At 54.8% G+C, this 21,870-nt stretch carries 16 protein-coding genes; 8 read left to right on the forward strand and 8 right to left on the reverse strand.

Annotated elements, in window-relative coordinates:
* Positions 1-11 precede the first annotated feature (11 nt).
* The 4 genes from D3A97_RS20755 (at position 12) to D3A97_RS20770 (ending at position 4,189) form a co-directional block, all read left to right on the forward strand.
* Complete coding sequence (locus tag D3A97_RS20755) at positions 12-524, forward strand: hypothetical protein (protein WP_119080460.1); 513 nt, start codon at positions 12-14, stop codon at positions 522-524.
* A 345-nt stretch (positions 525-869) separates the two neighbouring features.
* On the forward strand, positions 870-1,466 hold the full coding sequence (locus D3A97_RS20760) for a hypothetical protein (RefSeq protein ID WP_198674103.1): 597 nt from the start codon (positions 870-872) through the stop codon (positions 1,464-1,466).
* Positions 1,467-1,469: 3 nt separating this feature from the next.
* A complete protein-coding gene (locus tag D3A97_RS20765) occupies positions 1,470-3,029 on the forward strand; it encodes a flotillin family protein (protein ID WP_119080461.1) in 1,560 nt (519 codons plus the stop codon).
* 89 nt (positions 3,030-3,118) lie between these two features.
* Positions 3,119-4,189 (forward strand): sialidase family protein, encoded by a 1,071-nt coding sequence (locus D3A97_RS20770; RefSeq protein ID WP_119080462.1) that lies wholly within the window; start codon positions 3,119-3,121, stop codon positions 4,187-4,189.
* 73 nt (positions 4,190-4,262) lie between these two features.
* On the opposite strand, the gene D3A97_RS20775 is transcribed toward D3A97_RS20770, so the two are convergent.
* The 3 genes from D3A97_RS20775 to D3A97_RS20785 form a co-directional block, all read right to left on the reverse strand.
* Positions 4,263-5,027: a DeoR/GlpR family DNA-binding transcription regulator gene (locus tag D3A97_RS20775; RefSeq protein ID WP_119080463.1), complete on the reverse strand. Its 765-nt coding sequence runs from the start codon at positions 5,025-5,027 to the stop codon at positions 4,263-4,265.
* 450 nt (positions 5,028-5,477) lie between these two features.
* Positions 5,478-6,302, reverse strand: coding sequence for an N-acetylmuramoyl-L-alanine amidase (locus tag D3A97_RS20780; RefSeq protein ID WP_119080464.1), 825 nt, complete (start codon positions 6,300-6,302; stop codon positions 5,478-5,480).
* A gap of 10 nt (positions 6,303-6,312) precedes the next feature.
* On the reverse strand, positions 6,313-6,921 hold the full coding sequence (locus tag D3A97_RS20785) for a TetR/AcrR family transcriptional regulator (RefSeq protein WP_198674104.1): 609 nt from the start codon (positions 6,919-6,921) through the stop codon (positions 6,313-6,315).
* A gap of 72 nt (positions 6,922-6,993) precedes the next feature.
* Between D3A97_RS20785 and D3A97_RS20790 the strand changes: the two genes are divergently transcribed.
* The 3 genes from D3A97_RS20790 (at position 6,994) to D3A97_RS20800 (ending at position 10,071) form a co-directional block, all read left to right on the forward strand.
* On the forward strand, positions 6,994-8,142 hold the full coding sequence (locus D3A97_RS20790; RefSeq protein ID WP_119080466.1) for an FAD-dependent monooxygenase: 1,149 nt from the start codon (positions 6,994-6,996) through the stop codon (positions 8,140-8,142).
* 133 nt (positions 8,143-8,275) lie between these two features.
* Positions 8,276-9,358, forward strand: a complete 1,083-nt coding sequence (locus D3A97_RS20795) for a metallophosphoesterase (RefSeq protein ID WP_119080467.1) — start codon at positions 8,276-8,278, stop codon at positions 9,356-9,358.
* 11 nt (positions 9,359-9,369) lie between these two features.
* Positions 9,370-10,071 carry a hypothetical protein gene (locus tag D3A97_RS20800; protein WP_119080468.1) on the forward strand — a complete coding sequence of 234 codons (702 nt, stop codon included), beginning with the start codon at positions 9,370-9,372 and terminating at the stop codon, positions 10,069-10,071.
* 57 nt (positions 10,072-10,128) lie between these two features.
* Here the strand turns inward: D3A97_RS20800 and D3A97_RS20805 are convergent, their stop codons facing one another.
* Both D3A97_RS20805 and D3A97_RS20810 read right to left on the reverse strand, forming a co-directional pair.
* Entirely contained in the window at positions 10,129-11,223 is a 1,095-nt protein-coding gene (locus D3A97_RS20805; RefSeq protein WP_119080469.1) for a Gfo/Idh/MocA family oxidoreductase, read from the reverse strand.
* Positions 11,224-11,262: 39 nt separating this feature from the next.
* Positions 11,263-13,872, reverse strand: coding sequence for a cation-translocating P-type ATPase (locus D3A97_RS20810; RefSeq protein WP_119080470.1), 2,610 nt, complete (start codon positions 13,870-13,872; stop codon positions 11,263-11,265).
* 106 nt (positions 13,873-13,978) lie between these two features.
* Between D3A97_RS20810 and D3A97_RS20815 the strand changes: the two genes are divergently transcribed.
* Positions 13,979-15,532: a PAS domain S-box protein gene (locus D3A97_RS20815; RefSeq protein WP_119080471.1), complete on the forward strand. Its 1,554-nt coding sequence runs from the start codon at positions 13,979-13,981 to the stop codon at positions 15,530-15,532.
* A 52-nt stretch (positions 15,533-15,584) separates the two neighbouring features.
* Here D3A97_RS20815 and D3A97_RS20820 read toward each other — a convergent pair whose 3' ends face one another.
* The 3 genes from D3A97_RS20820 to D3A97_RS20830 are packed head-to-tail and all read right to left on the reverse strand — an operon-like array spanning position 15,585 to position 21,848.
* Positions 15,585-16,994, reverse strand: a complete 1,410-nt coding sequence (locus D3A97_RS20820; RefSeq protein WP_119080472.1) for an alpha-L-fucosidase — start codon at positions 16,992-16,994, stop codon at positions 15,585-15,587.
* Between the two features lie 10 nt (positions 16,995-17,004).
* On the reverse strand, positions 17,005-18,759 hold the full coding sequence (locus D3A97_RS20825; RefSeq protein ID WP_119080473.1) for a RagB/SusD family nutrient uptake outer membrane protein: 1,755 nt from the start codon (positions 18,757-18,759) through the stop codon (positions 17,005-17,007).
* Between the two features lie 8 nt (positions 18,760-18,767).
* On the reverse strand, positions 18,768-21,848 hold the full coding sequence (locus D3A97_RS20830) for a SusC/RagA family TonB-linked outer membrane protein (RefSeq protein ID WP_119080715.1): 3,081 nt from the start codon (positions 21,846-21,848) through the stop codon (positions 18,768-18,770).
* Positions 21,849-21,870 lie beyond the last annotated feature (22 nt).

Below are 21,870 nucleotides of genomic sequence, written 5' to 3' on the forward strand. Positions count from 1 at the left end.
ACCTTACAATTATGAAAAGCATGATGTTTGCCGCGGCGGTGATGCTCTGCATCACCCTCCTCTCCTCCCGGGCCCATGCCGGCGGAGATTATTTTAAAGTATACCTCAACAACAAGCTCATCATTGAACAGCATGTATGGGAACCGCTGAAGCTGCAGCAGCTGCAATTGGGCAAAGCCAATGCGGACGACGAGCTGACCTTTCACTACAGCCATTGCGGCAAGCTGGGCAGCAACCGGAAAATTGCCGTGCAGGATGCCAAAGGGAAAGTGATCAGGGAATGGAAATTTGCGGACGCCCCGGGCAGCAAACAGTCCGGCATGGTCATAACCGTGAAGGAGCTGCTGGCGCTGCAGCAGCGGGACCTGCGGTTTTTCTACACCGCCACGGAGCTGCCCAAGGGCCAGTTGGTAGGATCTTTTCATGTGGGCAGCCAAACCACCTCGCAGGTAACCGCGCCCGCCGCCCAGCGGCAGCGCCTTGCCGCTCTTTTGCCTGAGAGGAACACATTTGCCTTGTTGTAATATGCTGATCCCGCCATTCTTTCCGGGCCGGCCTTCTGTGAGGGCCGGTTTTTCATTTGCGGGCCGGCGCTGGCGGAGCTTTTAAATACGCGGCTTCCCTGCTGTGCGGGGGCGAAGTGGCCGGAGCGTTCCAAATACGGCTTCTCTGTTGTACGGGGCGAAGTTGCCGGAGCGTTCCAAATACGACTTCCCTGCTGTGCGGGGGCGAAGTGGCCGGAGCGTTCCAAATACGGCTTCCCTGTTGCCCGCCGGCGTTCCCGCTCAATGTTATTCTTTTCCCGCACCGCCCCGTCATTCCAAAACTTTTGTTATATTGACAATTCATAATAATTCACTATACCGCTTATGATCCGTTTGTTAAACATTATGGACTGGTTTGGCCCGCTGCCGGTTTTTGAAAAAGTGTACTGGTGCGTGGCCATCTTTTTTTCCCTCCTCTTCCTGGTGCAGAACACCCTCAGCCTTTTTGGCGGAGAGCATGACCAGGCCCTGGGAGACGTAGACGATGTAATGGATGCCGATGACGGCATCGGGTTCCAGTTTTTTACCATCCGCAACCTCTTCGGCTTTTTCACCATTTTTGGATGGACGGGGCTGGCCTGCATCAGCAGCGGCCTCTCTACCCCGCTGGTGGTGCTCATTTCCGCAGCCGCCGGCCTGCTGATGATGCTGCTGATGGCCACGTTGTTCTATTACACGGCCAGGCTGGCCTATAACGGCACCCTCAAAATGGAAAACGCCGTGAACGCCATTGCCACCGTATACCTCACCATTCCCCGCTCCCGCACCGGTGTTGGCAAAGTGAACCTGAAAGTGCAGGGCGCCTTCCGCGAGCTGGACGCCATGACGGACGACGGGGAAGATCTCCGCACCGGCGCCGTAGTAAGCGTACAGCAGGTGATGAACAATGAAATTCTCCTAGTAACCAAACAAACTTCATAACCTATGGATTTTATACTGATTGCGATCATAGCGGCAGTAGTTTTTGTATTTGTTGTACTCTATTCTCTTTTCAAACGATACAAACGCTGCCCCTCAGACCAGATACTGGTGGTATACGGCAAGGTGGGCCGCGGGCCAGACGGCTCCCACAGCGCCAAGTGCATTCACGGCGGCGCCGCCTTCATCTGGCCGGTGATACAGGATTATTCCTTTATTGACCTCACGCCCATTTCCATAGAAGTGAACCTGACCAATGCCCTTAGCCGGCAAAACATCAGGGTAGACGTGCCCTCCCGTTTTACGGTAGCCATTTCTACCGAACCGGGCGTAATGACCAACGCCGCCGAAAGGCTGCTGGGCCTGCAGCGCCCCGCTATTCACGACCTGGCCAAAGACATCATCTTCGGCCAGCTCCGCCTGGTAGTGGCCACCATGGACATTGAAGAGATCAACAACAACCGGGACAAGTTCCTGGCCAACGTAGCCTCCAACGTGGAAGCGGAGATCAAGAAGATCGGCATGAAGCTGATCAACGTGAACGTTACGGACATTAAGGACGAATCTGGCTACATTGAGGCGCTGGGCAAGGAAGCCGCCGCCAAGGCCATCAACGAGGCCAAAAAGAGCGTGGCGGAACAGGAGAAGATCGGTGAGACCGGTAAAGCGGAAGCAGACCGTCAGAAAGACATCACTATCCAGGAAACCCTCAAGAACCGCGATGTAAGCATTGCCGAAACGCAACGTGACCGGGATGCGCAGATTGCCGAGGCCAACAAGGACAAGGCCATCCTGATTGCCGCCGCCAACCGCGATGAGGCCATTGGTAAAGCAGAAGCCGAAAGAGATACCCGTATCAAAGCATCCCAGGCCAACGCCACCGCCGTAACCGGGGAGAACGAAGCCCGCATCCTCATTGCCCAGTCTGAAGCGGAGCGCCGCGAGAAAGAGGCCGAAGCCGACAAACGTGCCGTGGCCGCGGAAAAGATACAATCCGCCAGGGCATTGGAAGAAGCCTACCTGGCAGAGCAGAAAGCGGAACAAGCCCGTGCGGAAAGAGAGCGCGCCTCCCAGAACGCCAACATTGTGGTAACCGCCGAAATACAGAAACAGCGGGCCATTATTGAAGCACAGGCCGAAGCGGAAAAGATCAGGGAAAAGGCCAAAGGTGAAGCAGACGCTATCTATGCCAAAATGGAGGCGGAAGCAAAAGGTATGTTCGAGATACTGACCAAACAGGCCGAAGGCCTTGACCGCATTGTGCAGGCGGCCGGTAATAATTCCAAAGACGCCGTGCTGCTGCTCATAGCAGACAAGCTGCCGGAGCTGGTGAAAATGCAGACCGAAGCTATCAAGAACATCAAGATAGACAAGGTAACGGTTTGGGAAGGCGCCAACGGACAGAACGGCACCACTTCCACCGCCAACTTTATTTCAGGTCTCTACAAAGCCGTGCCGCCGCTGCAAGACATGTTCAACATGGCCGGCATGGACCTCCCCGGATACCTGGGCAAACAACAGCCGGGCACGGAGGTAATACCCACCGCCCCTACAGATGATAATTGAGTATACAACACGGATAATCCGGCATAAAAAAGGCCCTGCAAATAGCAGGGCTTTTTCATATTTTGAGACCTCAAAAAATTGCTGCCATCATGAAAAAACTATCCCTGTTTCTACTGCTGTGCGCGGGACTTGACGCCAGCGCCCAAACCTACGTAGCCGGCCTGGAGAAGCGGGTGATGATCATGGAGGCCCCTCCCTTTCCGGAATGCCACGCCTCTACCATTACCGAGCTGCCGAAAAAGGGCTTCATTGCCGCCTGGTTTGGCGGTACGGACGAAGGCCATAAAGATGTAGGCATCTGGACATCCGTGAACGAAAACGGCAAATGGGGCGCGCCCAAAGAAGTGGCCAACGGTATTATGAACGACACGCTGCGTTACCCCTGCTGGAACCCCGTGCTCTTCAGAACAAAAGCCGGCAAGCTCTTCCTGTTCTATAAAGTAGGGCCTAACCCGCGGGAGTGGTGGGGCATGGTGATGGAATCAGCCAACTGCGGCAAAAGCTGGAGCAAGCCGCAGCGCCTGCCCAACGGAATGCTGGGGCCTATCAAGAACAAACCGGTGCAGCTGAAGAACGGTGACATCCTCTACCCTACCAGCACGGAAAGCGTAAAAGGCAACAACTGGCACATTCATCTTGAGAGATCAGACAAGAACGCCCGCCACTGGGCGCATATCCCTATCCAGAACGATACCTTCCAGGTGATACAGCCCAGCATACTGGAATATCCCAATGATTCCCTGCAACTGCTGTGCAGGAGCAAGCACAACTACGTGGTGCAAACCTGGTCTGCAGACAACGGGGCTACCTGGGGGCCGCTGAGCAATACAACACTGCCCAACCCCAACTCCGGCACAGACGCCGTTACGTTGAAGAACGGGCTGCAGGTGATCGTGTACAACCCGCTGGGTAAAGGCCGGCAGTGGTGGGAAGGACGCGCCAAACTGGCCGTGGCCGTGTCTAAAGACGGCCTGCAATGGCAACCGGTATTTTCACTGGAAAACGAAGAGCGCGGAGAATACAGCTACCCCGCCATTATACAGGACACGGAAGGCCGCGTGCATATTACTTACACGGCAGACCGGAAAAACATCCGGCATGTGATATTGCGGATAGAGGAGTCTACAACGAATGAGCCGCTGAAACCGCAGGGCACCTGAACGAAACGGTCCCTCCACACTGATAACGCCGCAGGCACACGCCGGTGTTACGGCCAGGCCGCAACCCGCGCAGTTACACGATCACTACCTCAATGCCCATATCTTCCAGCAGCTTCACCATATGCTCGGAAATGCCTTTGTCTGTAATGATCTGGTCTACTTCTTCCAACCGGCAGATCCTCCCGAAACCGCGCTTGCCGAATTTGGACGAGTCCGCCAGCACAATGGTCTTTTGCGCCGCCGCGATCATTTGCTGGTTGAGGTGCGCTTCAGCAATGCTGGTGGTGGTGAGGCCAAATTCCACGTCAATGCCGTCTACCCCCAGAAAGAGCTTGCTGCACGAGAAATCGCTGAGGATCTTTTCCGCGTAAGGCCCGGCTACGGAAGAGGAGTTGTTACGGATAACGCCGCCCAGCTGTATCACTTCAATTTCGTGGTAGCGGTTCAGCTCCAGCGCTACGTTCAGGGCGGATGTGATGATCATCAGCGGGCCGCGGGGCTGTATATGTTTGGCAAGGGCCAGCACGGTGGTGCCGGAGGCGATGATAATAGCGTCTCCCGGCATGATCAGTGAGGCGGCGGTTTTGCCGATCAGGTTCTTTTCTTCCCGGCGTATCTTCTCCTTCTCGTTCACCGGTTTGTCGTTGGTATAAGGGTTTTGCACCGTAGCGCCGCCGTGGGAGCGGTAAAGAAGGGACTTGTCTTCCAGCAGCTTCAGGTCTTTCCGGATGGTTACACCCGAAACGTCCAGTTCTTTGCACAGTTCTACCACATTCACATACCCCTTTTCATACAATCTGCTTAATATAAACTTGTGCCGCTCTGCGATGTTGATCATTGACATATTATAAGAGATTATTCGTTTTAACGTGGTTATGCATATTGAAAATCATCCGCTTATAGCACCGTTCGATCACTTTGCATCCTAATTTACGCAGGATTTTCAGAAAATCATTGTTATCTGTTAGTGACCTTTCCCCTTGCTGGCATGGTTTCCGGCAATTAATCGATTTATTCCCAATCAGTTATACTAAAACAGATGTCTTCCGCCGCTATCCCGGATTTGCCGGCCGGGTTACGGATCGTTATTCTATTTGCTTTTAAATTATTTATTTTTATTTATAATTGCACTAATTTATTACAAAATCGAAAGAAAAGTAAACAATACATTCTCCATTCCATAGATATTTAAAGAGCATCCGTTCTATGATTGTATAGAATAGATAACGTGGAAAAAACCGAGCGGGAAGTTCTCTTTCCGCTTTTTTTATTACCCGCGGGCAAGGGGTCAGGGGTGTTGTTCCAGGATGCTGATCAGTATCTTTTTCCCCCGCTCGTCCAGGTAACCGGCAGGGCTCAGTGTGTCAGACGGTATAAAATGCCGTTTGAACGCATCAATGGAAGCCGTGGTATCTTTCATATCATATCCCACCGTACGCAATGCCATCAGCGTATTGAACGATCCGGGCACCTGTACAAGAGAGGTATCGCCGTACCATAACCCGAAGCCTTTGGCGGCCAGCGTGTCCCACGGGAAATACCGGCTCGGGTCTACCTTCCTTTTGGGCGCAATATCCCCATGACCAATAAAGTTGGCGGCAGGAACGTTGTAGCGGTGTTTCAGCGTATCCAGCAAGGTCAGCAGGCTGCGGATCTGCGGGGCGGCAAAAGGCTCATGCCCGTCATTGTCCAGCTCAATGCCGATGGAAGAAGAATTGATGTCCGTCATGCTGCCCCAGCGCGCCACGCCGCCATGCCATGCGCGCAGGTAATCATTCAGCATGTGGTGAATGGTACCGTCTTCGCAGATCACGTAATGCGCGCTCACCTGGGTGCGCTCCAGCGTAAAGGTGCGCAGCGTCTGCTCACAGGATTGCTGGGCGGTATGATGAATGATCACGAAGTTGGGCTTGCGCAGGTTGAAGTTGGTAGTGCCAGCCCACAAGGCCGGCGCCGCTACGGAATCTGCGGGAATCACGTCCGGCTGCAGCTTCAGCACGTTAGACCAGTGTTTTGCCTGTTGCTTGTACACCTTGTTGGTAGCCTTGTACGGCTGCGGCGCGCAGGCCGCCAGCGAAACAACGGTGGCGAAAAGAAATAAGCGTTTCAGCATAGCCCTAAATCTACAAAAAATCCTGCAATCCCTTTGGTGTAAGGTACGGGTAGAACATGCCAAGGAACAGGCGGCTGAAATAGTCCAGCGCTTTTTTCCCTTTCAGCTGCATGGTGATCTCGTTGCTTGACAGCCAGAAATCACATACAATGAATACCTGGTGTACCAGCAGTTTCAGTACATCATCAGGTATATCTTTCCGCAAGGTACCCTTCTTCCGCATGAGCGAAAAGAGGTGCATCAGCTGCGGCTCGCGGTCTTTCAGGTTCTGGCGGTAATGTTTGGTAATGGCTGGAATGCGGCGGCCTATCTCCACAAAATGAAGATAAATGAAGCGGTACTCATATATCAGCCGGAAAGAAGCCCTGGCGCCTTCCCTGAAAAAAGCGATCTCGTCCGTGACCTGCGCCGGCGCCCCCAGCAGCAGGGCGTCAAAACCATCTACCAGCTTGTTATACAGCTCCTGTATGATCACGTTGGTATTGGCATAGTGGTATTGCAGGTTACCATGGCTGATGCCCATTTCCTGCGCAATATGGCGGATGGTCACGGCATCTATCCCGTTGCGGTTAAAAAGCTGCAGCGCCGTAGCCAGTATCTTTTCTTTGGTAGCAGACATATTGATCATTTTAGGCCAAATGCACTAATCTATAAAAAAGTAGTACATTTGACCTAAATATACATCTTTCCCATGAAAGTGATCATAGCAGGCGGCGGCATAGGCGGTTTAACCACGGCTATTGCCCTGCAGCAACGCGGTATTACCTGCGAGGTATACGATGCCGCCCCCGCCAACAAAGCCCTGGGCGCGGGCATCATGCTGGCTCCCAATGCCATGACCGTATTTGACAAACTGGGCGTGGGCCATGCCCTGCGCGCGCACGGGGCCGTTGCCCGGCAGTTTTACATCCGGTACTATAAAGGAGACGTGCTGCAGCATATAGACGGCTCCCTGCTGCAGCAGAAATTCGGCAGCGCCAGCTACGGCATACACCGCGCGGCGCTGCAGCAGCAACTGATCGAAGCCGTGCAAACACCTGTTCACTGGGGCAAGCGTTGCACCCGGGCGGAGCAAACGGCAGAAGGCGTAACCGTTCATTTTGAAGATGGCACTACGGCCAGCGGCAACGTACTGGTGGGCGCGGACGGCATCCATTCCGTTCTACGGGAACAGCATGTGGCCAAAGCCCGCTACCGTTACTCCGGGCAAACCTGCTGGCGCGCTATTGTGCCGGTAAACCTGCCGGAGCGGGAAGCAGCCGAAGCATCTGAAGTGTGGGGCAACGGCAACGGCCTGCGGGCCATGTGCATGCAGGTAGGGCCGCAACAGGTGTATTTCTGGATGACGAAGCGAATGCCCGCCGGCCTGAAGATACCGCCGGAAGAAGCGCTGGCCTTCATAAAAAAAGAACTGCGCCATTTTCCGGGTTATATGCACAATGTGATGGAACACCTGCAGCCCGAAGCGCTGATCCATTCAGACCTGTATGATATTGCGCCCATGCGGCAATGGTACAACGGCCGCATTGTACTGCTGGGCGATGCCGCGCATGCCACCACACCCAACCTGGGCCAGGGCGCCGGCCAGGCCATTGAAGACGCCTACGTGCTGGCCAAATGGCTGGCCACGGAAAAGAATATCACCTCCGCCTTTGAAAAATACCAGCGCCAACGCAGAAAACGTGTACACATGTTGGTGCGCACATCCTGGCAGCTGGCCAGGATCACCAACTGGAAAGGTCCGCTGCTGGCTGCTTTGAGAAACACGTTGTTAAAAAGCGTACCGGCAGGGATAGCAGAAAAACAGATCGATCTGGTGTATGGCGTGCAACTGGATTAGCATGTACCGGGCACTAACGCTGAACGTACTTGCGGTGAATGGGGCAACCGGGGCGCAAAAGTAACTATTCAGCTCGTCACCGGCCAGCATCCGCCCCGATGGAATAAATGGTTTTTTCATTATCTTCCGCGAGATGAAACGCCTTCTGCAATACCTTTTCCGCAAACCCGTGATCTGGCTGGCCAACAAATTTTCTTCCCGGCCGCAGAGCCGCCTGGTGTTCAGCGCGCTTTCCCAGTTGCAGGAAGACATCCTCAACAATAAAAAAGAAAAGGGCCTGCTGCTCAGCTGCACCCCTGAAAACGCCCGCTTCGTGATATTCTCTGACCAGCACAAGGGCGGCGGCGATGCGGCAGATGATTTTGTACCGGCGGCAGACAACTACCACAAAGCCCTCACCTGGTATTACGGGGAAGGATATACGCTGGTTAACCTGGGAGATTGTGAGGAACTGTGGGAAAGCACGCCTTCCCAGGTAATTGCGCAACACCGCCTTTCCCTGCTGGAGGAAGCCAAGTTCCTTCAGCAAAAACGCTATTACCGCATTTTTGGCAATCATGACCTGGAATGGAACTACGTTATTCCCCGCAACCAGTTCCTTAAACCCATATTCGGCAACAGCCTGAAAGTGTACGAAGGCCTGCTGGTGGAAATACCCTATAACAAAAACCTTTACCGCCTCCTGCTTACGCACGGGCACCAGGGAGACCGGCACAGTGACGGCAACGCTTTCTCAAAATGGTTTGTAGCCGCCATCTGGACGCCGGCACAGCGTTTTCTTGACATCCGCATCAACACCGTATCAGATTCCTTTGACCTGGTAGACCTGCATAACATTGTGCTCTATGAATGGACGCTGCAGCAGCCGCGTACCATCCTGGTTACCGGCCATACGCACAAACCCGTTTTTGCCTCGCTGGACCATATAGACCGGCTTACCAAACAACTGGAGCGTGCGGTACAGGAGCAGCACACCGAGCTGGCCGCCCGGCTGCAGGCAGACCTCGCAAAACGGCAGGCGGAATACGCAGGCAAACAGATCGTCAAAACAATGGCGCGGCCCGCTTACTTCAACACCGGCTGCTGCTGTTTCAGTGACGGGGACATTACCGGGCTGGAAATTTCGGAAGGGTTCATCAGGCTCATAAAATGGGAAGGTGGGGAAAGAAAAGTCTTGGAAGAATCGCCATTATATTATTTATTTGAGCAATTGTAATCCCTACCTTGATGCGTAACAGGAAAGTTTTCTATTACACTTTGTGCATTTGGCTCACCCCCGTGCTGCTGGCCCCGCTCCTTTTCCTGGTCTTTTACCCGTTGTACCACAAAACACAATGGGCTTTTTCACTGTATATTTTACAAGTGGCCATTGGCCTGCTCTTTTCCTTCCCTGTATGGTTTGTGCTGTACAAGTTCACGGTATGGGTGCAAAAGAAAGAACACCGCCCGGGGCTTCAGCAACTGTACATTGCCCTGGTGGGCCTGCTGCTGGTGCTGCTCTGCGTGCTGAACCTGGTGCAGGAAGAGAACAGCATGCATTATTCCTTCCTGGAATATGCGTTGCCGTATACGGCGGTATTCATCCTGTCCATGCTTTTTTACGCATACCCTGCACCGCCTGTTGCCATAGCGCCCAAAAGCCTGAAAGGCCGCCATATCCGCATCAAGGTCAATGAGTATGACCCGCCCATTGCCGGTGTGATCGTATCAGAGCTGAACGTGTCCGTACTCACCATCCGCCTGCATCGCAGCGTCAGCGGCCGCCTGGTAACCAGTGACCTCCTGGAGCTGCACCCATTGGAAACGGAACAGCTGTTTGCCCCCCTGCTTTTTAACCAGCAGGTGCCGGTAGACGGGTACCTGCTCAAAGACGAAGAGGCGGAGTTTTTCTGCACGGGCAAGGTGGAGCTGGACTATACGTTGAATTAACGTGCCGCAGTGAAAAGCTGCCGGCAGGAACATTTGCACCATAGTGAAACCGCGCTCCTAGCCGATCTTCAGCTTCTTCCCTCCTGCCGCCATAGACGCATAGATAGCTTCTATCACTTTCATATCCCGCAGCCCTTCCTCACCGGGTACATTGTTAGGCCGGCCTTCAAGAATGGCTTTGGCCACACCGTCCATATGTGCGGCCTGCTGGTTGATGGGCGTGATCTGCATAGCACCCTGGCTGGTACGGCCCTGCTGCCCCCGGTAGCCGTAGGCATTGTTGATCTCGAACCAACCTTTCTCCGCGGCGGCGTACAGGCGGTTTACGCCGGTGATATAGGTAGAAAAGGAATTGGCAATAGCGCCATTGGGAAAATACAGTTGCCAGGAAAGGGACTCTTCCACGTCTTTGAACTTTACCGGGTCTGTTTTCGGGAAAGCCTGCGCCGTTACATATGCAGGCTCCAGGCCAACGGTATAGCGCGCGCCTTGTATGGCGTAAATGCCCACGTCCATCAGCGGGCCGCCGCCGGAAAGGGCGTGTTTCAGCCGCCACTGGTTGGGATCTCCGGCGCGGAAACCATCGCTGGCCTCTACCAGCTTCACTTCCCCGAATACTTTTTCGCGGCTCAGGCGCATCATTTCCAGGTGGAAGGGATCGTAATGCAGGCGGTAGCCGATGGCCAGTTGCCTGCCCGCTTTTTTACACGCGTCTATCATGGCCTGGCCTTCTTTCACGCTCACGGCCATGGGCTTTTCGCAGATCACGTGCTTGCCGGCTTTGGCGGCGCGGATGGTAAACTCCGCGTGCATGGAGTTGGGCAGCACCACGTACACTACGTCTATGTCTTTGTTGTCTGCTATTTTGTCGAAGTTGTCATAATTGTAGACGTTCTTTTCCGGTATCTTATATTTTTCTGTCCACAGGGGAATTTTGGACGGCGTACCGGTTACAATGCCCCGCAGCTCAATGTGCTGCGTTTGCTGAAGGGCGGGCGCCAGCTGATTGGTAGCATAACCGCCCAGGCCCATGAGCGCAATGCCCAGTTTCTTTTGCTGCCGGGGCAGGGCCAGGCCCGCAAGCGGCGCGGTGAGCACGGCGGCCCCGGCCATAGCGGAGGCATGCAGAAAAGTGCGGCGAGTGTGTGTCATGTTACAAGGGTTTTTAGGGAAGGATAAGATACGCAGTATTTACCGGTTTACAAACAGGGTGGCCAGCCGTATCAGCAGCAGCGAGGCCACGCTGAACGCGGCAATCACCAGCCAGTCTTCGCGGCTCATGTACTGCAACCGCAAGGCCTCCGCCACCGGCGGCACCAGGCGGCACAGCAGGGTGATGCCCAGGCTCAGCACCAGTGAGGCCCAGAGATATTTGTTCCTGATCACGGGGCCGGAGAAAAACCTTTCTTTGGCAGCCGTCATGTTGAGGGAATGCAATAACTGGGATACGATCAGCGTGAAGAACAGCACGTTGTTGGCGGCGCCCGCATCTGCCGTGCCCCGCCGCACTTGCTCCGCCACAAAGGCCGCTCCCAGCGAGCAGCCGCAGATAATGGCCGCGTACATCCATATTACGGCCCAGCGTTTTTTGCTGATGATGGGGCGGCGCGGGTCCCGCGGCGGCTTCTGCATCACCGTTTCGTCTCCTTCCGTAAAACCCAGCGCCATGGCGGGGAATACGTCTGTAATGAGGTTGATGAACAATATTTGCAGGGCAAATAACTGGAAGGGGAAATTAAAAGTGGCAATGAGGCCTATCACCAGCAACTCGCTCAGGTTGCAGGAGAGCAGGAAGATGATGAAGCGGCGGATGTTCTCGAATATGGTCCTGCCCTGCCGCACGGCGTGTACAATGGAAGAAAAGGCATCGTCTTTCAGTATCATGTCTGCCACCTCCTGGGATACCTGCGTGCCGCGGATGCCCATGGCAATGCCAATGTCTGCTTTCTTGAGAGCAGGCGCATCGTTCACCCCGTCTCCCGTCATGGCCACTATTTCATGGCGGTCTTGCAGCGCCTTCACCAGGTCCAGCTTCTGCGCGGGACTTACCCGGGCAAACACTGGCGTTTGCAGCCACTGTTCGGGGTCTCCTCCCATGTCTTTCCCGTTCATGACCTCATTGTTGTTGCTGATACCCAGCTGCTGCGCAATATTGGAGGCGGTGGCCGGGTGGTCTCCCGTGAGCATGATCACGCGTATGCCGGCCGTATGGCATTCCCGGATGACCTGCTGCACGTCTTTGCGCGGCGGGTCAAGAAAACCCGTGATACCCGCCAGTACGAGGTTGTCCATAAAGCTGTCCGTAGCGGCGGCAGGCTTTGCGTAGGCATAACCCAGCGTTTTGAGGCCGGATGCGGCCAGGTGGTCCGTTCTTTCCAGCCATTCTTTTTTCTCCGTTTCTTCCAGCGGCTGCGGCCGGCCATTTTTCAATACCTGTGTACAAAGAGGCAGCAGGTTTTCCATGGCGCCCTTGGCGCAGGCCAGGTACCCTTCGCCGGAGCGGTGCAGGGTGCCCATTACCTTGGTGTCTGAATTGAAAGGGAACTCTTTCTCCTTGTGATATTTTGCCGCAAGCTGGGCAACATCCGCCCCGGTATCCCGGGCAAATTCCAGCAGGCTGACCTCCAGCGGGTCTCCGATGCCTTTTTCGTGGTTGAGAGATGCGTTGTTGCAGAGCACCGCTATGCGCTGCAGCATTGTAAAATCTTCCGAGTCCGGCGGAGATCCCAGGGATACCTCGCCGGAGGGCAGCTCCGCCGCGGTAACGGTCATCTGGTTTTCCGTAAGGGTACCGGTTTTATCTGTGCAGATCACCGTGGTGGCGCCCAGAGTTTCCACGGCGGAGAGTTTCTTCACGATCACCTGGTGGCGGGCCATGCGTATCATGCCACGGGCCAGCGCCAGCGTAGCCACTATGGGCAGCCCCTCCGGAATGGCCGCCACCGCCAGGGCAATGGCCGTTTTGAGCATTTCCAGTACCGGCACCTTGTTCAGCAGCCCGGCCACAAAGATCAGCAGTACAATAACAACCGTAATGCCTATCAGCCGTTTGCTGAAACTCTCCAGCTTTTTTTCCAGCGGCGTGGCGGATTTTACCGCGCCCGCCACCATGGCCGCAATATGCCCCAGCTCCGTTTGCATGCCTGTGGCGGTACACAGCACCCGGGCGTTCCCCTTGCGGATGAAGGTGCCCTTGTATACCATGTTGGTGCGCTCGGCCAGGGGTACGCCTTCTTCCAGTTCGCCGGGTTCTTTTTCCACCGGCACAGACTCCCCGGTAAGGGCAGACTCGTCTGCCTGCAGGTCTGTAGCCTGCAGTATGCGCCCGTCTGCCAGTACCATATCTCCCGCTTCCATCACCATCAGGTCTCCCGGCACCAGTTCTTCAGACGGTATTTCCTCCATCACCCCGCCCCTGATCACTTTGGCCATTTGGCGCGCCAGTTTTTGCAGGGCTTCCATAGAGCGCTCCGCCTGAAATTCCATGACAAAGCCCACCGCGGCGTTGAGCAATATCACCACGCCAATGGCAATGGCATCCAGCCATTCTTTAAAGAAAAGGGACATGCCGGCGGCCACCAGCAAGAGATATACCACCGGGCTTTTGAACTGGTGCAGCAAGATCATCCAGGGGGAGCGGCGGCGCTTGCCTGTGATCGCATTGGGGCCATGCTGCTGCAGCAATTCCGCAGCGGCCCCGGGAGAAAGGCCTTGCTCCGTGTCGGCATGCAACTGGCCGATCAGCTCTTTTACCGGAGTAAAGTAAGGTTCCATGCGTTCGTTCTTTGATCTATAATGCATTACAAACAGGGTACCGGTTTTGTTGGTCTTTATTTTACGGGGGAGCGCAACAGATAGTTTTTTTTGCTATTTTCAGGCTACACCTACAAACTGAAACACCAATTGTATGATTAACCTGTTTTCTCCGGCGCGTACGGTATTAATATACTGCATCTTCGGGATTGTATGGGTATTTAGTACTGATTCGCTGCTGCACTGGTTATCCGAATATACGCCATCCGTGCTCAACGGCGGGCAACGCATCAAGGGCGTTGTATTTGTGCTGATCTCGGCGGCATTGTTGTACTGGCTGCTGCAAAAATACCTGGGCTCCCTCCGTAAATCGGAAAGAACATACCTCAACATTTTCCAGGCCAACCCGCAACCCATGTGGATCTACGATCTGAACAGCTTCCGCTTCATTGAAGTGAACGACGCCGCCGTGAGCGTTTACGGCTACAGCCGCGAAGAGTTCCGGCACATGACCATTCTGGACATGCGGCCCGCGGAAGACATAGAACGGGTAAAACAATACCACCACAACATGACAAGCGGTTACGCGGACGCGGGCGTATGGCGGCACCTGAAAAAAGACGGCACCGTGGTGTACGTGGATATACAGGCCTATGCCACGGAGTATAACGGTAAAGAGGTACAGGTAGTATGCAGCCGGGACGTGTCTGAAAAATACCTGGCCAGCAAAGCTCTCAGCGAGCATCAGCAATTGCTCAGCACCATCATCAACAGTACGGATGACCTTGTCTGGTCCGTAGACGCCAACCTGCGCTTTGTTGCTTTCAACAATGCTTTCAAAACCATCATCCATCTCATCAGCGGCGTTGAGCTGGAAGTAGGCATGCCACTGATAGATGCAGAGGGCGAAGCGGAATACCGCAGATGGCAGCAATACTATGAAGCCACCCTGCGGGGCGAAAAACAGGTAATAGAAGAAGAACGCGAGCTGCAGGATGCTGGCATCACCTATGCGGAAATTACCATGGACCCTATTATGGACGAAGGCAGGATCATTGGCGTGGCCTGCTTTGCCCACAACATCACGGAAAGAAAGCAACAGGAGATCCAAATGAAAAAAATGCTGGAAAGATATGACATGGTAACCCTGGCCACCAATGATGTGATCTGGGACTGGGACCTTGTCAGCAACCAGGTGATATGGAACAAGAACCTGGAAGTGCAGTTCGGCCACACGGCCGTGGAAAATGAAGCGGGCTGGTGGGAAAAGAATGTACATCCTGACGATGTGGAAGAAGTGGTGAACGGCTTCAACCAGGCCGCGGAAAACGGCCAGCGCGCCTGGGCCGTTGAATACCGCTTCCGGCGGGCAGACGGTGTGTACCGCAGTGTGAACGACCGCGGTTACGTGATGTACAACGAAGAAGGGAAGCCTATCCGCATGATAGGCGCCATGCAGGATGTTGAAGACAAAAAACAGTACATAGAAGAGCTGAAAAAAGTGGCGCAGCTCAGCTCTCACAGCCTGCGCCGGCCCGTAGCCTCCATGCTGGGCATCGTATCCATGTTGAATAAAGACAACCTCTCCCACCCTGACAATGCGCCGCTGCTGGCCCACGTTGAAAGAGTAGCGCAGGAAATGGACGGCATTCTGCATGTAGTGGCGGAGAAGTGCAACAACATCTTCCAGCAAACAGAAAAAGTATAAAGGGGCCCACATCAGCAGTACCCCTTTGTATCTATTTCAAATTGAGCGCAAATCAGGTTTTGGCTTCCTGGTATTGTGCATTACCCTTTCCCGCACCGGTTTCCAGTATGATCACCGGGGGCATTTTGTAGGCCTGCTGCGGCAGGTGTATAAAAAACTGGTCTTTCGCAATTTCTTCCACCTTCATGCTTTTGCCTGCCAGCGTAGCTTTGGCAATTTTAGTACCTGCCGGCACCTTCACTTTCAGCAGGCCGCTCACCGGTATGTTGAACACCACCATGTTCACCCGGCCGCCGCTGCGGGGTTTGGTGAAGTACCCCCAGTCCTGCTTGTCCCAGCCGGCATAATCGCAATCATAGATCGCCGGCCCGTTCTGCTGCATCCAAATGCCGATGGTGCGGGCTATATGCTGCTCTTCAGCGCGGATGCTGCCATCTCCGGCAGGGCCGAAGTTCAGCAAAAAGTTGCCGCCCATGGAGGTAGTGTGTACCAGCATTTCCAGCAGCTCCAGCGGGCTTTTCACGTGGCTCACGCTCCAGTCTCTATGGTAGCCCCACTGGTTTTCAGGCACCGTCATGCAGGCTTCCCAATCCCATTTTGTAACCTGTACGTCTTTTACGGGATGCGGCAGCCGGCGTTCGTAACCGGATTCATAGTCTCCCATCAGCTTGCCGTTGGAGTCTATATGCCGTTTCCCGAAATCGTCTGCCCGCAGGCGGCTGTTGACCACCACGCCGGGGCGCACCTGCTTGAGCATCTGTTCCATTTCCAGCGTCCACCAACCGTCCTTCTTGATGGAATTGTCCCAGGTGCCGTCAAACCAGAACCCTTTAACTGTGGGGTAATTGGTGGCCAGCTCACGCAACTGGTTGCCCGCAAAGGTGAGAAAGCGGCGGAAGGCAATGCTGTCTTCGGCCGATTTGATGTCATACCGCCAGTCAGGGTGATGCCAGTCCAGCACAGAGTAATAAAAATTCACGTCTATGCCTTCTGCATTATAGGCATCTACCAGTTCCTTCAGAATGTCTTTTTTATACGGCGTATGGCCGATGTTGAAATCTGTATACCGGCTGGGCCAGAGGCAAAAGCCTTCGTGGTGCTTGGTGGTGATGGTCATGTATTTTGCGCCCATCTGTTTGGCCATCTTTGCCCATTGCCGGGCATTGAACTTCACCGGGTTGAACTGGTACATGAGCGAGTCCCAGGTAGATGTGGGGATCTTTGCGCTAGACTTCAGGAACTCCGCCGCGTAGTTATAGGTTTTTCCCTCCCACACCCCGCCGGGTATGGCATAAAGGCCCCAGTGAATGAACTGGCCGAAGCGGTTGCCCCGCCATTTGTTCATGGCCTCGTCTGTACGTTTGCCGGTGTACTGCGCACCGTATTTCAGCGTTACTTCCTGTGCTGAAACGCTGGCACTGCAAAGCAGTGCCAGCGCTAAAATGCCTGTTCTTATTTTCATCGTTATGGGTTTACCATCCCGGGTTCTGTACCAGCGCCTGTGATTTGTTGATCTCAGACTGGGGGATGGGCATAAAATACATTTGCGGGCTTCTGAACGTTCTCTTTTCAAACGCAAAGCGCTCGTAGTCATAAAGATCACCATTTTTTGTGATGCGCATGCCGAACATATCGCCGTTTACCTGCTGGTCAAACGTTTTCCAGCGCAAGAGGTCAAAGAAACGGTGGCCTTCTTCGTACGCCAGCTCCACTCTTCTTTCATTGCGGATGGCGTCCCGCATGCTTTCTTTGGTCAAACCCTGGGGCAACTGGTATGGATTCAGGCCGGCACGGCGGCGGATGGCTTCTACCGCGTTATACACGTCTGCAGTGGGGCCGCCGTATTCGTTCAGGGCTTCCGCATAACCGAGCAAGATTTCCCCGTAGCGGATGGGCGTGAGGCAGCGGGTGGGCGATACGCCAAAGTTGCCGCCCGCGTTCTCGTCCATCATCTTGCGCCAGAGGTAGCCCGTGCGTGTGGAAGAAGAATTGGTGCTCAGCCCGTCTTGCGGCGCAAAGAGGTACAGCCACACGGGGTCTCTGCGGTTGGTGGAGGCCAGCAGCCAGGTTGCACCATTGTGGAGTATGGAGAAATAAAACCGCGGGTCGCGGCCCTGGTAAGGATCATTAGCGTTGTAACCGCTGCCGGCTTCGTCAATGGCCTTGCCGTTAGCCATGGGGAAAGCATCTACCAGTTGCTGCGTGGGGAAGCTGTAGGTTTGGCCTCCGCGCGTGGCGGGCAGGCACATGTTTTCGAAGGTGCGGTTGGCGCCCTGCATGATCTGGAAAATGTGCTCCTTGTTCTTACGCTGTATAAAGGTGGTGTAAAAACCGTTGCCGGGGCGGGTGGTATTGTCTTCTATCAGCTCGTACGTGCCCAGGTCCATCACTGCCTTGAAAGCATCTGCCGCGGCTTTCCAGCGTTCGGCATTGGCGCTTTCATAGCCCAGTATTTTTTTCTGGTCTGCCGTTTCTCCCAGGTTGCCGCCGTTGAACAGCGGGCTGGCGGCCAGCAGCAGCGTTTTGGCTTTCACGGCCAGCGCCGCCCCGCGGGTAGGGCGGCCATACTCCCCGCCGAGTTGCTCTTCAGGCAGAACGGCCGCCACTTCTTCCATCTCTTTCACAATATAGCTCACACACTCTTCAAAGGAATTGCGGGGCTGGTTAAAGTCGTCCGTCAGGTCGTACAGCCGGTCGCCTATCAGCGGAATGCCGCCGTGGGTACGCAACAGGTGGAAATAGAAATACGCGCGCAGGAAACGGGCCTCTCCTTTGGCCAGCGCTTTGCGGCCGGCGGACAAAGGCCCATTGTCTACATTGGCCAGGAAGATATTGGCGCGGCGGATGCAGGTGTAAGGCATGTTCCAGTGGTCGTTGCGCATCCTGGTAAACTCCGCAACGCCTGCAAAGGTGGCGGAGTTGTACGCCTGCGCGGTTTGCGCGGTGGCGCCGCTCCAGCGTATCTCTGAATCGTCTGTGGCATCTGAAAAAGACCAGAGCCCGCCGCCATAGAGGCCATTATCTATAAAGTAGGTGTAAGACAGGTTACGGTAAATACCATTCAGAAAATCCATGGTGAGCGCACTGTCTGCAAAGGTCTTTTCCTGGTTGATGGTGCCGGTATCGGTTTTGTCCAGGAAACTCTCCCCATCTTTACGGCAGGCCGCAAAGAGCATCATGGCCGCAGCCGTTCCGAAGAATATTGTATGAAGGTTGTTTTTTCTCATGATCGCAATTATTTAAATGAAACCTGCAGGCCGAAATTGTAGATCTTCTGTTGCGGGTATTTGCTGTATGCTTCTACTGAGCCGCGCTGGGATTCAGGGTCTACGTCGTAGATCTTGAGGTTGTACCAGGTGATCAGGTTGAGGCCGTTGGCATACAGGCGGATGTCTCCCACCCCTACCCTGCGGCTTACGGATTTGGGCAGGTGGTAACCCAGCTCCAGGTTTTTGAGGCGCAGGTAGTCTACCGGGCGCAGCCAGAAGGTAGACAGGTCAAAGTTCACCCCACCCAGCCGCGGATACTCCGCAACATCGCGGGTCTCCGGCGTCCAGCGTTTTTTGTGTATCTCTGAAGGGATGCCGTTGGAGTTGCCGATCTGCAGCAGCGTAGATGCGTCCATACTGCCGCGGGCAGCGCCCTGGAACATCACGGAAAAGTCCAGGTCTTTCCAGGAAAAACCGGTGCTGAAACCATAGGTTACCTGCGGCAGGTTGGGATAGCCGATGGGGCCTATATCGTTGTTGTTAATGAGGCCGTCCCCATTGATGTCTTTGAACTTGATATCTCCGGGCTGCACTGTTTTACCCACTACTTCAGGACTTTTGGCAATGTCCGCATCGTCATAATAAAAGCCGTCAAAGGTATAACCGTAGATCTGGCCAATGGGGCGGCCGGTTTGCGCCAGCAGCGGGTTGGCGGAGTTGAACGGCTCATCCCGGTACAGCACCTTGTTTTTGGCAAATGAGAAGTTGCCTTTCACAAAGTAGTTGACATTGCCAAGGCGGTTGTTGTGCGTTACGTCCAGCTCATAGCCTTTGTTGCTCACGCGGCCCACGTTCACGGGTGGCAATGAAATGCCGGTAAAGGCGGGCACGGTGCCGCGGGCGGTAAGAATATCGTAGCGGTAGTTGTCAAAATAATCCGCTATCACTTCCAGCTTGCCTTTGAAGAGACGCAGCTCCACGCCCAGGTTGAGCTTGCGTTCACGCTCCCAGCGCACATCTTCGTTGGCCAGTGCGCCGGGCAATACGGCCAGGTAGCTGGCAGGGCTTTCACCAAAGTTGTAGTTCTGGTTGCCGCCGGGGCGGGTGTATACTTCTTCGTAGAGGTACTGGAAAGAGTTGGGGAACTGGTCGCTGCCTACTTCGCCATAAGAGCCGCGCAGTTTCAGCTGGTCTACAAACAGCACATTATCCTTGAAGAACGGCTCTTCGCTGATGTTCCAGCCGGCAGACACGGCGGGAAAGAACCCGTAGCGCTTGCTGGCCTTGAAGCGGTCTGTACCGTTGTACCCGAGGTTAAATTCCAGCAGGTATTTGGAACGGTAATCGTACCCGAGCCTGCCGGAGTAGCCGCGGAAGTTGCTCGGGATGTCTGCCGCCTCAATGTCTGTACGCTGGTTGAACAATGCCAGGCCGTATACGGTATGGTGGCCGAAGGCGCGGCGGTAGTCCAGCACCAGCTGGGTATTGAGGATGCGCTGCGGTTTGGCGCGGCCGTTCTGCCAGTCTGCGTCTTCCGCCAGCACCGGAATGCGGCTGAGCGTAGGGAATACGGCGTCATACGTATCTGTGCCTGCAATGTATTCATATACCGGGAAGCGGCCGCGGGTAAGGCTTCTGCGGCTCTGGAAATCGTTGGTATACGCCAGGGAGCCCCTTACGCTCAGGCCCCTGGTGATAAAGTCCAGCTTGTGGTTGGCGGTAAGGTTCAGGTTAAGATCGTTGTTGTATTCCCTTTTGTAACCGGCATATTTGAGAATGCCTACCGGGTTGAGGGTAAAGTCTTTCCTGCCGCCGAAAGACCCGTCAGGGTTATACACCGGGTATACCCAGGGCGCCAGCAGGCCGGAGGTGATCCTCCGCCAGAAAGGCCATGCGCCGCCGGCCATCACGTCAGGGAAGTTGGGCTCGTTGATCTCGGACACGCGGGCGGAAAGGTCCAGCCGCATGCTGAGGTCTTTGGTCACGTCTACGTCCAGGTTGGAGCGGAAGTTGTACCGTTTCAGGTAATAGTTGCTGTTGAAGTCTTCTTCTTTCGGCAGGTCTTTCATGATCCCGTTCTGGAAAATATAACCGAGCGAAACGAAGTAACGCACCGCTTCCGTACCGCCGCTGATGTCCAGGTTATTGCGCTGCTGGATGGTGTTGTTCTTCATCACTTCGTCATACCAGTTCACGTTCGGGTATTTGTACGGTTCATCTCCCAGGCGGAAGTGCTCAATGGCCTCCGGCGAAGTGTAGCCGGGCAGGTACAGCTCGGGATCTTGCCCGGAGTTGGTGTAATGCTCTATCAGCAAGGGAATGGCTTCATGAGAAGGCAGCGGTTTGCGGTACACGGTGGGTTGCTGAAAACCGGTTTCGGAGCGCAGCGTGATCTTGGGCGGCCCCTGCTTGCCGCGGCGGGTGGTGATCACCAGTACGCCGTTGGCGCCCTTGATACCGTAAATGGCCGTGGTAGACGCGTCTTTCAGGATGGCAATGCTCTCCACCTCGTTGGGGTCTATCTGGCTCACGGCATCGTAAGAATATTCAATGTCATCTACAATGATCAACGGGTTGCTGGTGCCGCTGTTGTAAGAGCTGACCCCGCGGATGAAGAAGTTGGCCCCGTCCCTGCCGGGCTGGCCGCTTTGCTGCTGCTGGAAAAAGCCGGGCAAGCGGCCCACCAGCGAGTTCTGGATGCTGGCCGCAGGGCTCTGGCGCAGCTCCTTGCCGGAGATCATGCTCACGGCGCCCGTGCTGGTCATTTTTTTCTGCTTGGCAAAACCTACGGTCACTACTTCGCCAAGACCGGTCACAGCGCCGTCCATCATCACTTCTACAGTGTTTTTGCCCCTCACGTTCACCGTTTTACCGGCGTAGCCTACAGAGGTGATCACCAGTTCGTTGCCATTCGTTTTAAGCGTGATGGTAAACGTGCCCTTATCATCTGTCAGCACCCCGTTCTTCGGGTCTGCCACTTCTTTAACAGTGGCATATGGCACCGGCCCGTCTTTGTCCATTACGGTACCGGTCACCTTCCTTCCCTGTGCCATAGCGGTGATGGCCAGGAAAGAAAACAGTATGGTGGATATAATAAATTGCTTCATGATTCCTGATTTTTTCATGTGA

Source organism: Chitinophaga alhagiae (genome assembly GCF_003568665.1).
Lineage (GTDB): Bacteria > Bacteroidota > Bacteroidia > Chitinophagales > Chitinophagaceae > Chitinophaga > Chitinophaga alhagiae.

Excerpts from the sequence above, each read along its gene's own strand:
- D3A97_RS20755 (WP_119080460.1), top strand. The coding sequence starts at position 12 with ATGAAAAGCATGATGTTTGCCGCGGCGGTGATGCTCTGCATCACCCTC.
- D3A97_RS20760 (WP_198674103.1), top strand. The coding sequence starts at position 870 with ATGATCCGTTTGTTAAACATTATGGACTGGTTTGGCCCGCTGCCGGTT.
- D3A97_RS20765 (WP_119080461.1), top strand. The coding sequence starts at position 1,470 with ATGGATTTTATACTGATTGCGATCATAGCGGCAGTAGTTTTTGTATTT.
- D3A97_RS20770 (WP_119080462.1), top strand. The coding sequence starts at position 3,119 with ATGAAAAAACTATCCCTGTTTCTACTGCTGTGCGCGGGACTTGACGCC.
- D3A97_RS20775 (WP_119080463.1), bottom strand. The coding sequence starts at position 5,027 with ATGATCAACATCGCAGAGCGGCACAAGTTTATATTAAGCAGATTGTAT.
- D3A97_RS20780 (WP_119080464.1), bottom strand. The coding sequence starts at position 6,302 with ATGCTGAAACGCTTATTTCTTTTCGCCACCGTTGTTTCGCTGGCGGCC.
- D3A97_RS20785 (WP_198674104.1), bottom strand. The coding sequence starts at position 6,921 with ATGTCTGCTACCAAAGAAAAGATACTGGCTACGGCGCTGCAGCTTTTT.
- D3A97_RS20790 (WP_119080466.1), top strand. The coding sequence starts at position 6,994 with ATGAAAGTGATCATAGCAGGCGGCGGCATAGGCGGTTTAACCACGGCT.
- D3A97_RS20795 (WP_119080467.1), top strand. The coding sequence starts at position 8,276 with ATGAAACGCCTTCTGCAATACCTTTTCCGCAAACCCGTGATCTGGCTG.
- D3A97_RS20800 (WP_119080468.1), top strand. The coding sequence starts at position 9,370 with ATGCGTAACAGGAAAGTTTTCTATTACACTTTGTGCATTTGGCTCACC.
- D3A97_RS20805 (WP_119080469.1), bottom strand. The coding sequence starts at position 11,223 with ATGACACACACTCGCCGCACTTTTCTGCATGCCTCCGCTATGGCCGGG.
- D3A97_RS20810 (WP_119080470.1), bottom strand. The coding sequence starts at position 13,872 with ATGCATTATAGATCAAAGAACGAACGCATGGAACCTTACTTTACTCCG.
- D3A97_RS20815 (WP_119080471.1), top strand. The coding sequence starts at position 13,979 with ATGATTAACCTGTTTTCTCCGGCGCGTACGGTATTAATATACTGCATC.
- D3A97_RS20820 (WP_119080472.1), bottom strand. The coding sequence starts at position 16,994 with ATGAAAATAAGAACAGGCATTTTAGCGCTGGCACTGCTTTGCAGTGCC.
- D3A97_RS20825 (WP_119080473.1), bottom strand. The coding sequence starts at position 18,759 with ATGAGAAAAAACAACCTTCATACAATATTCTTCGGAACGGCTGCGGCC.
- D3A97_RS20830 (WP_119080715.1), bottom strand. The coding sequence starts at position 21,848 with ATGAAGCAATTTATTATATCCACCATACTGTTTTCTTTCCTGGCCATC.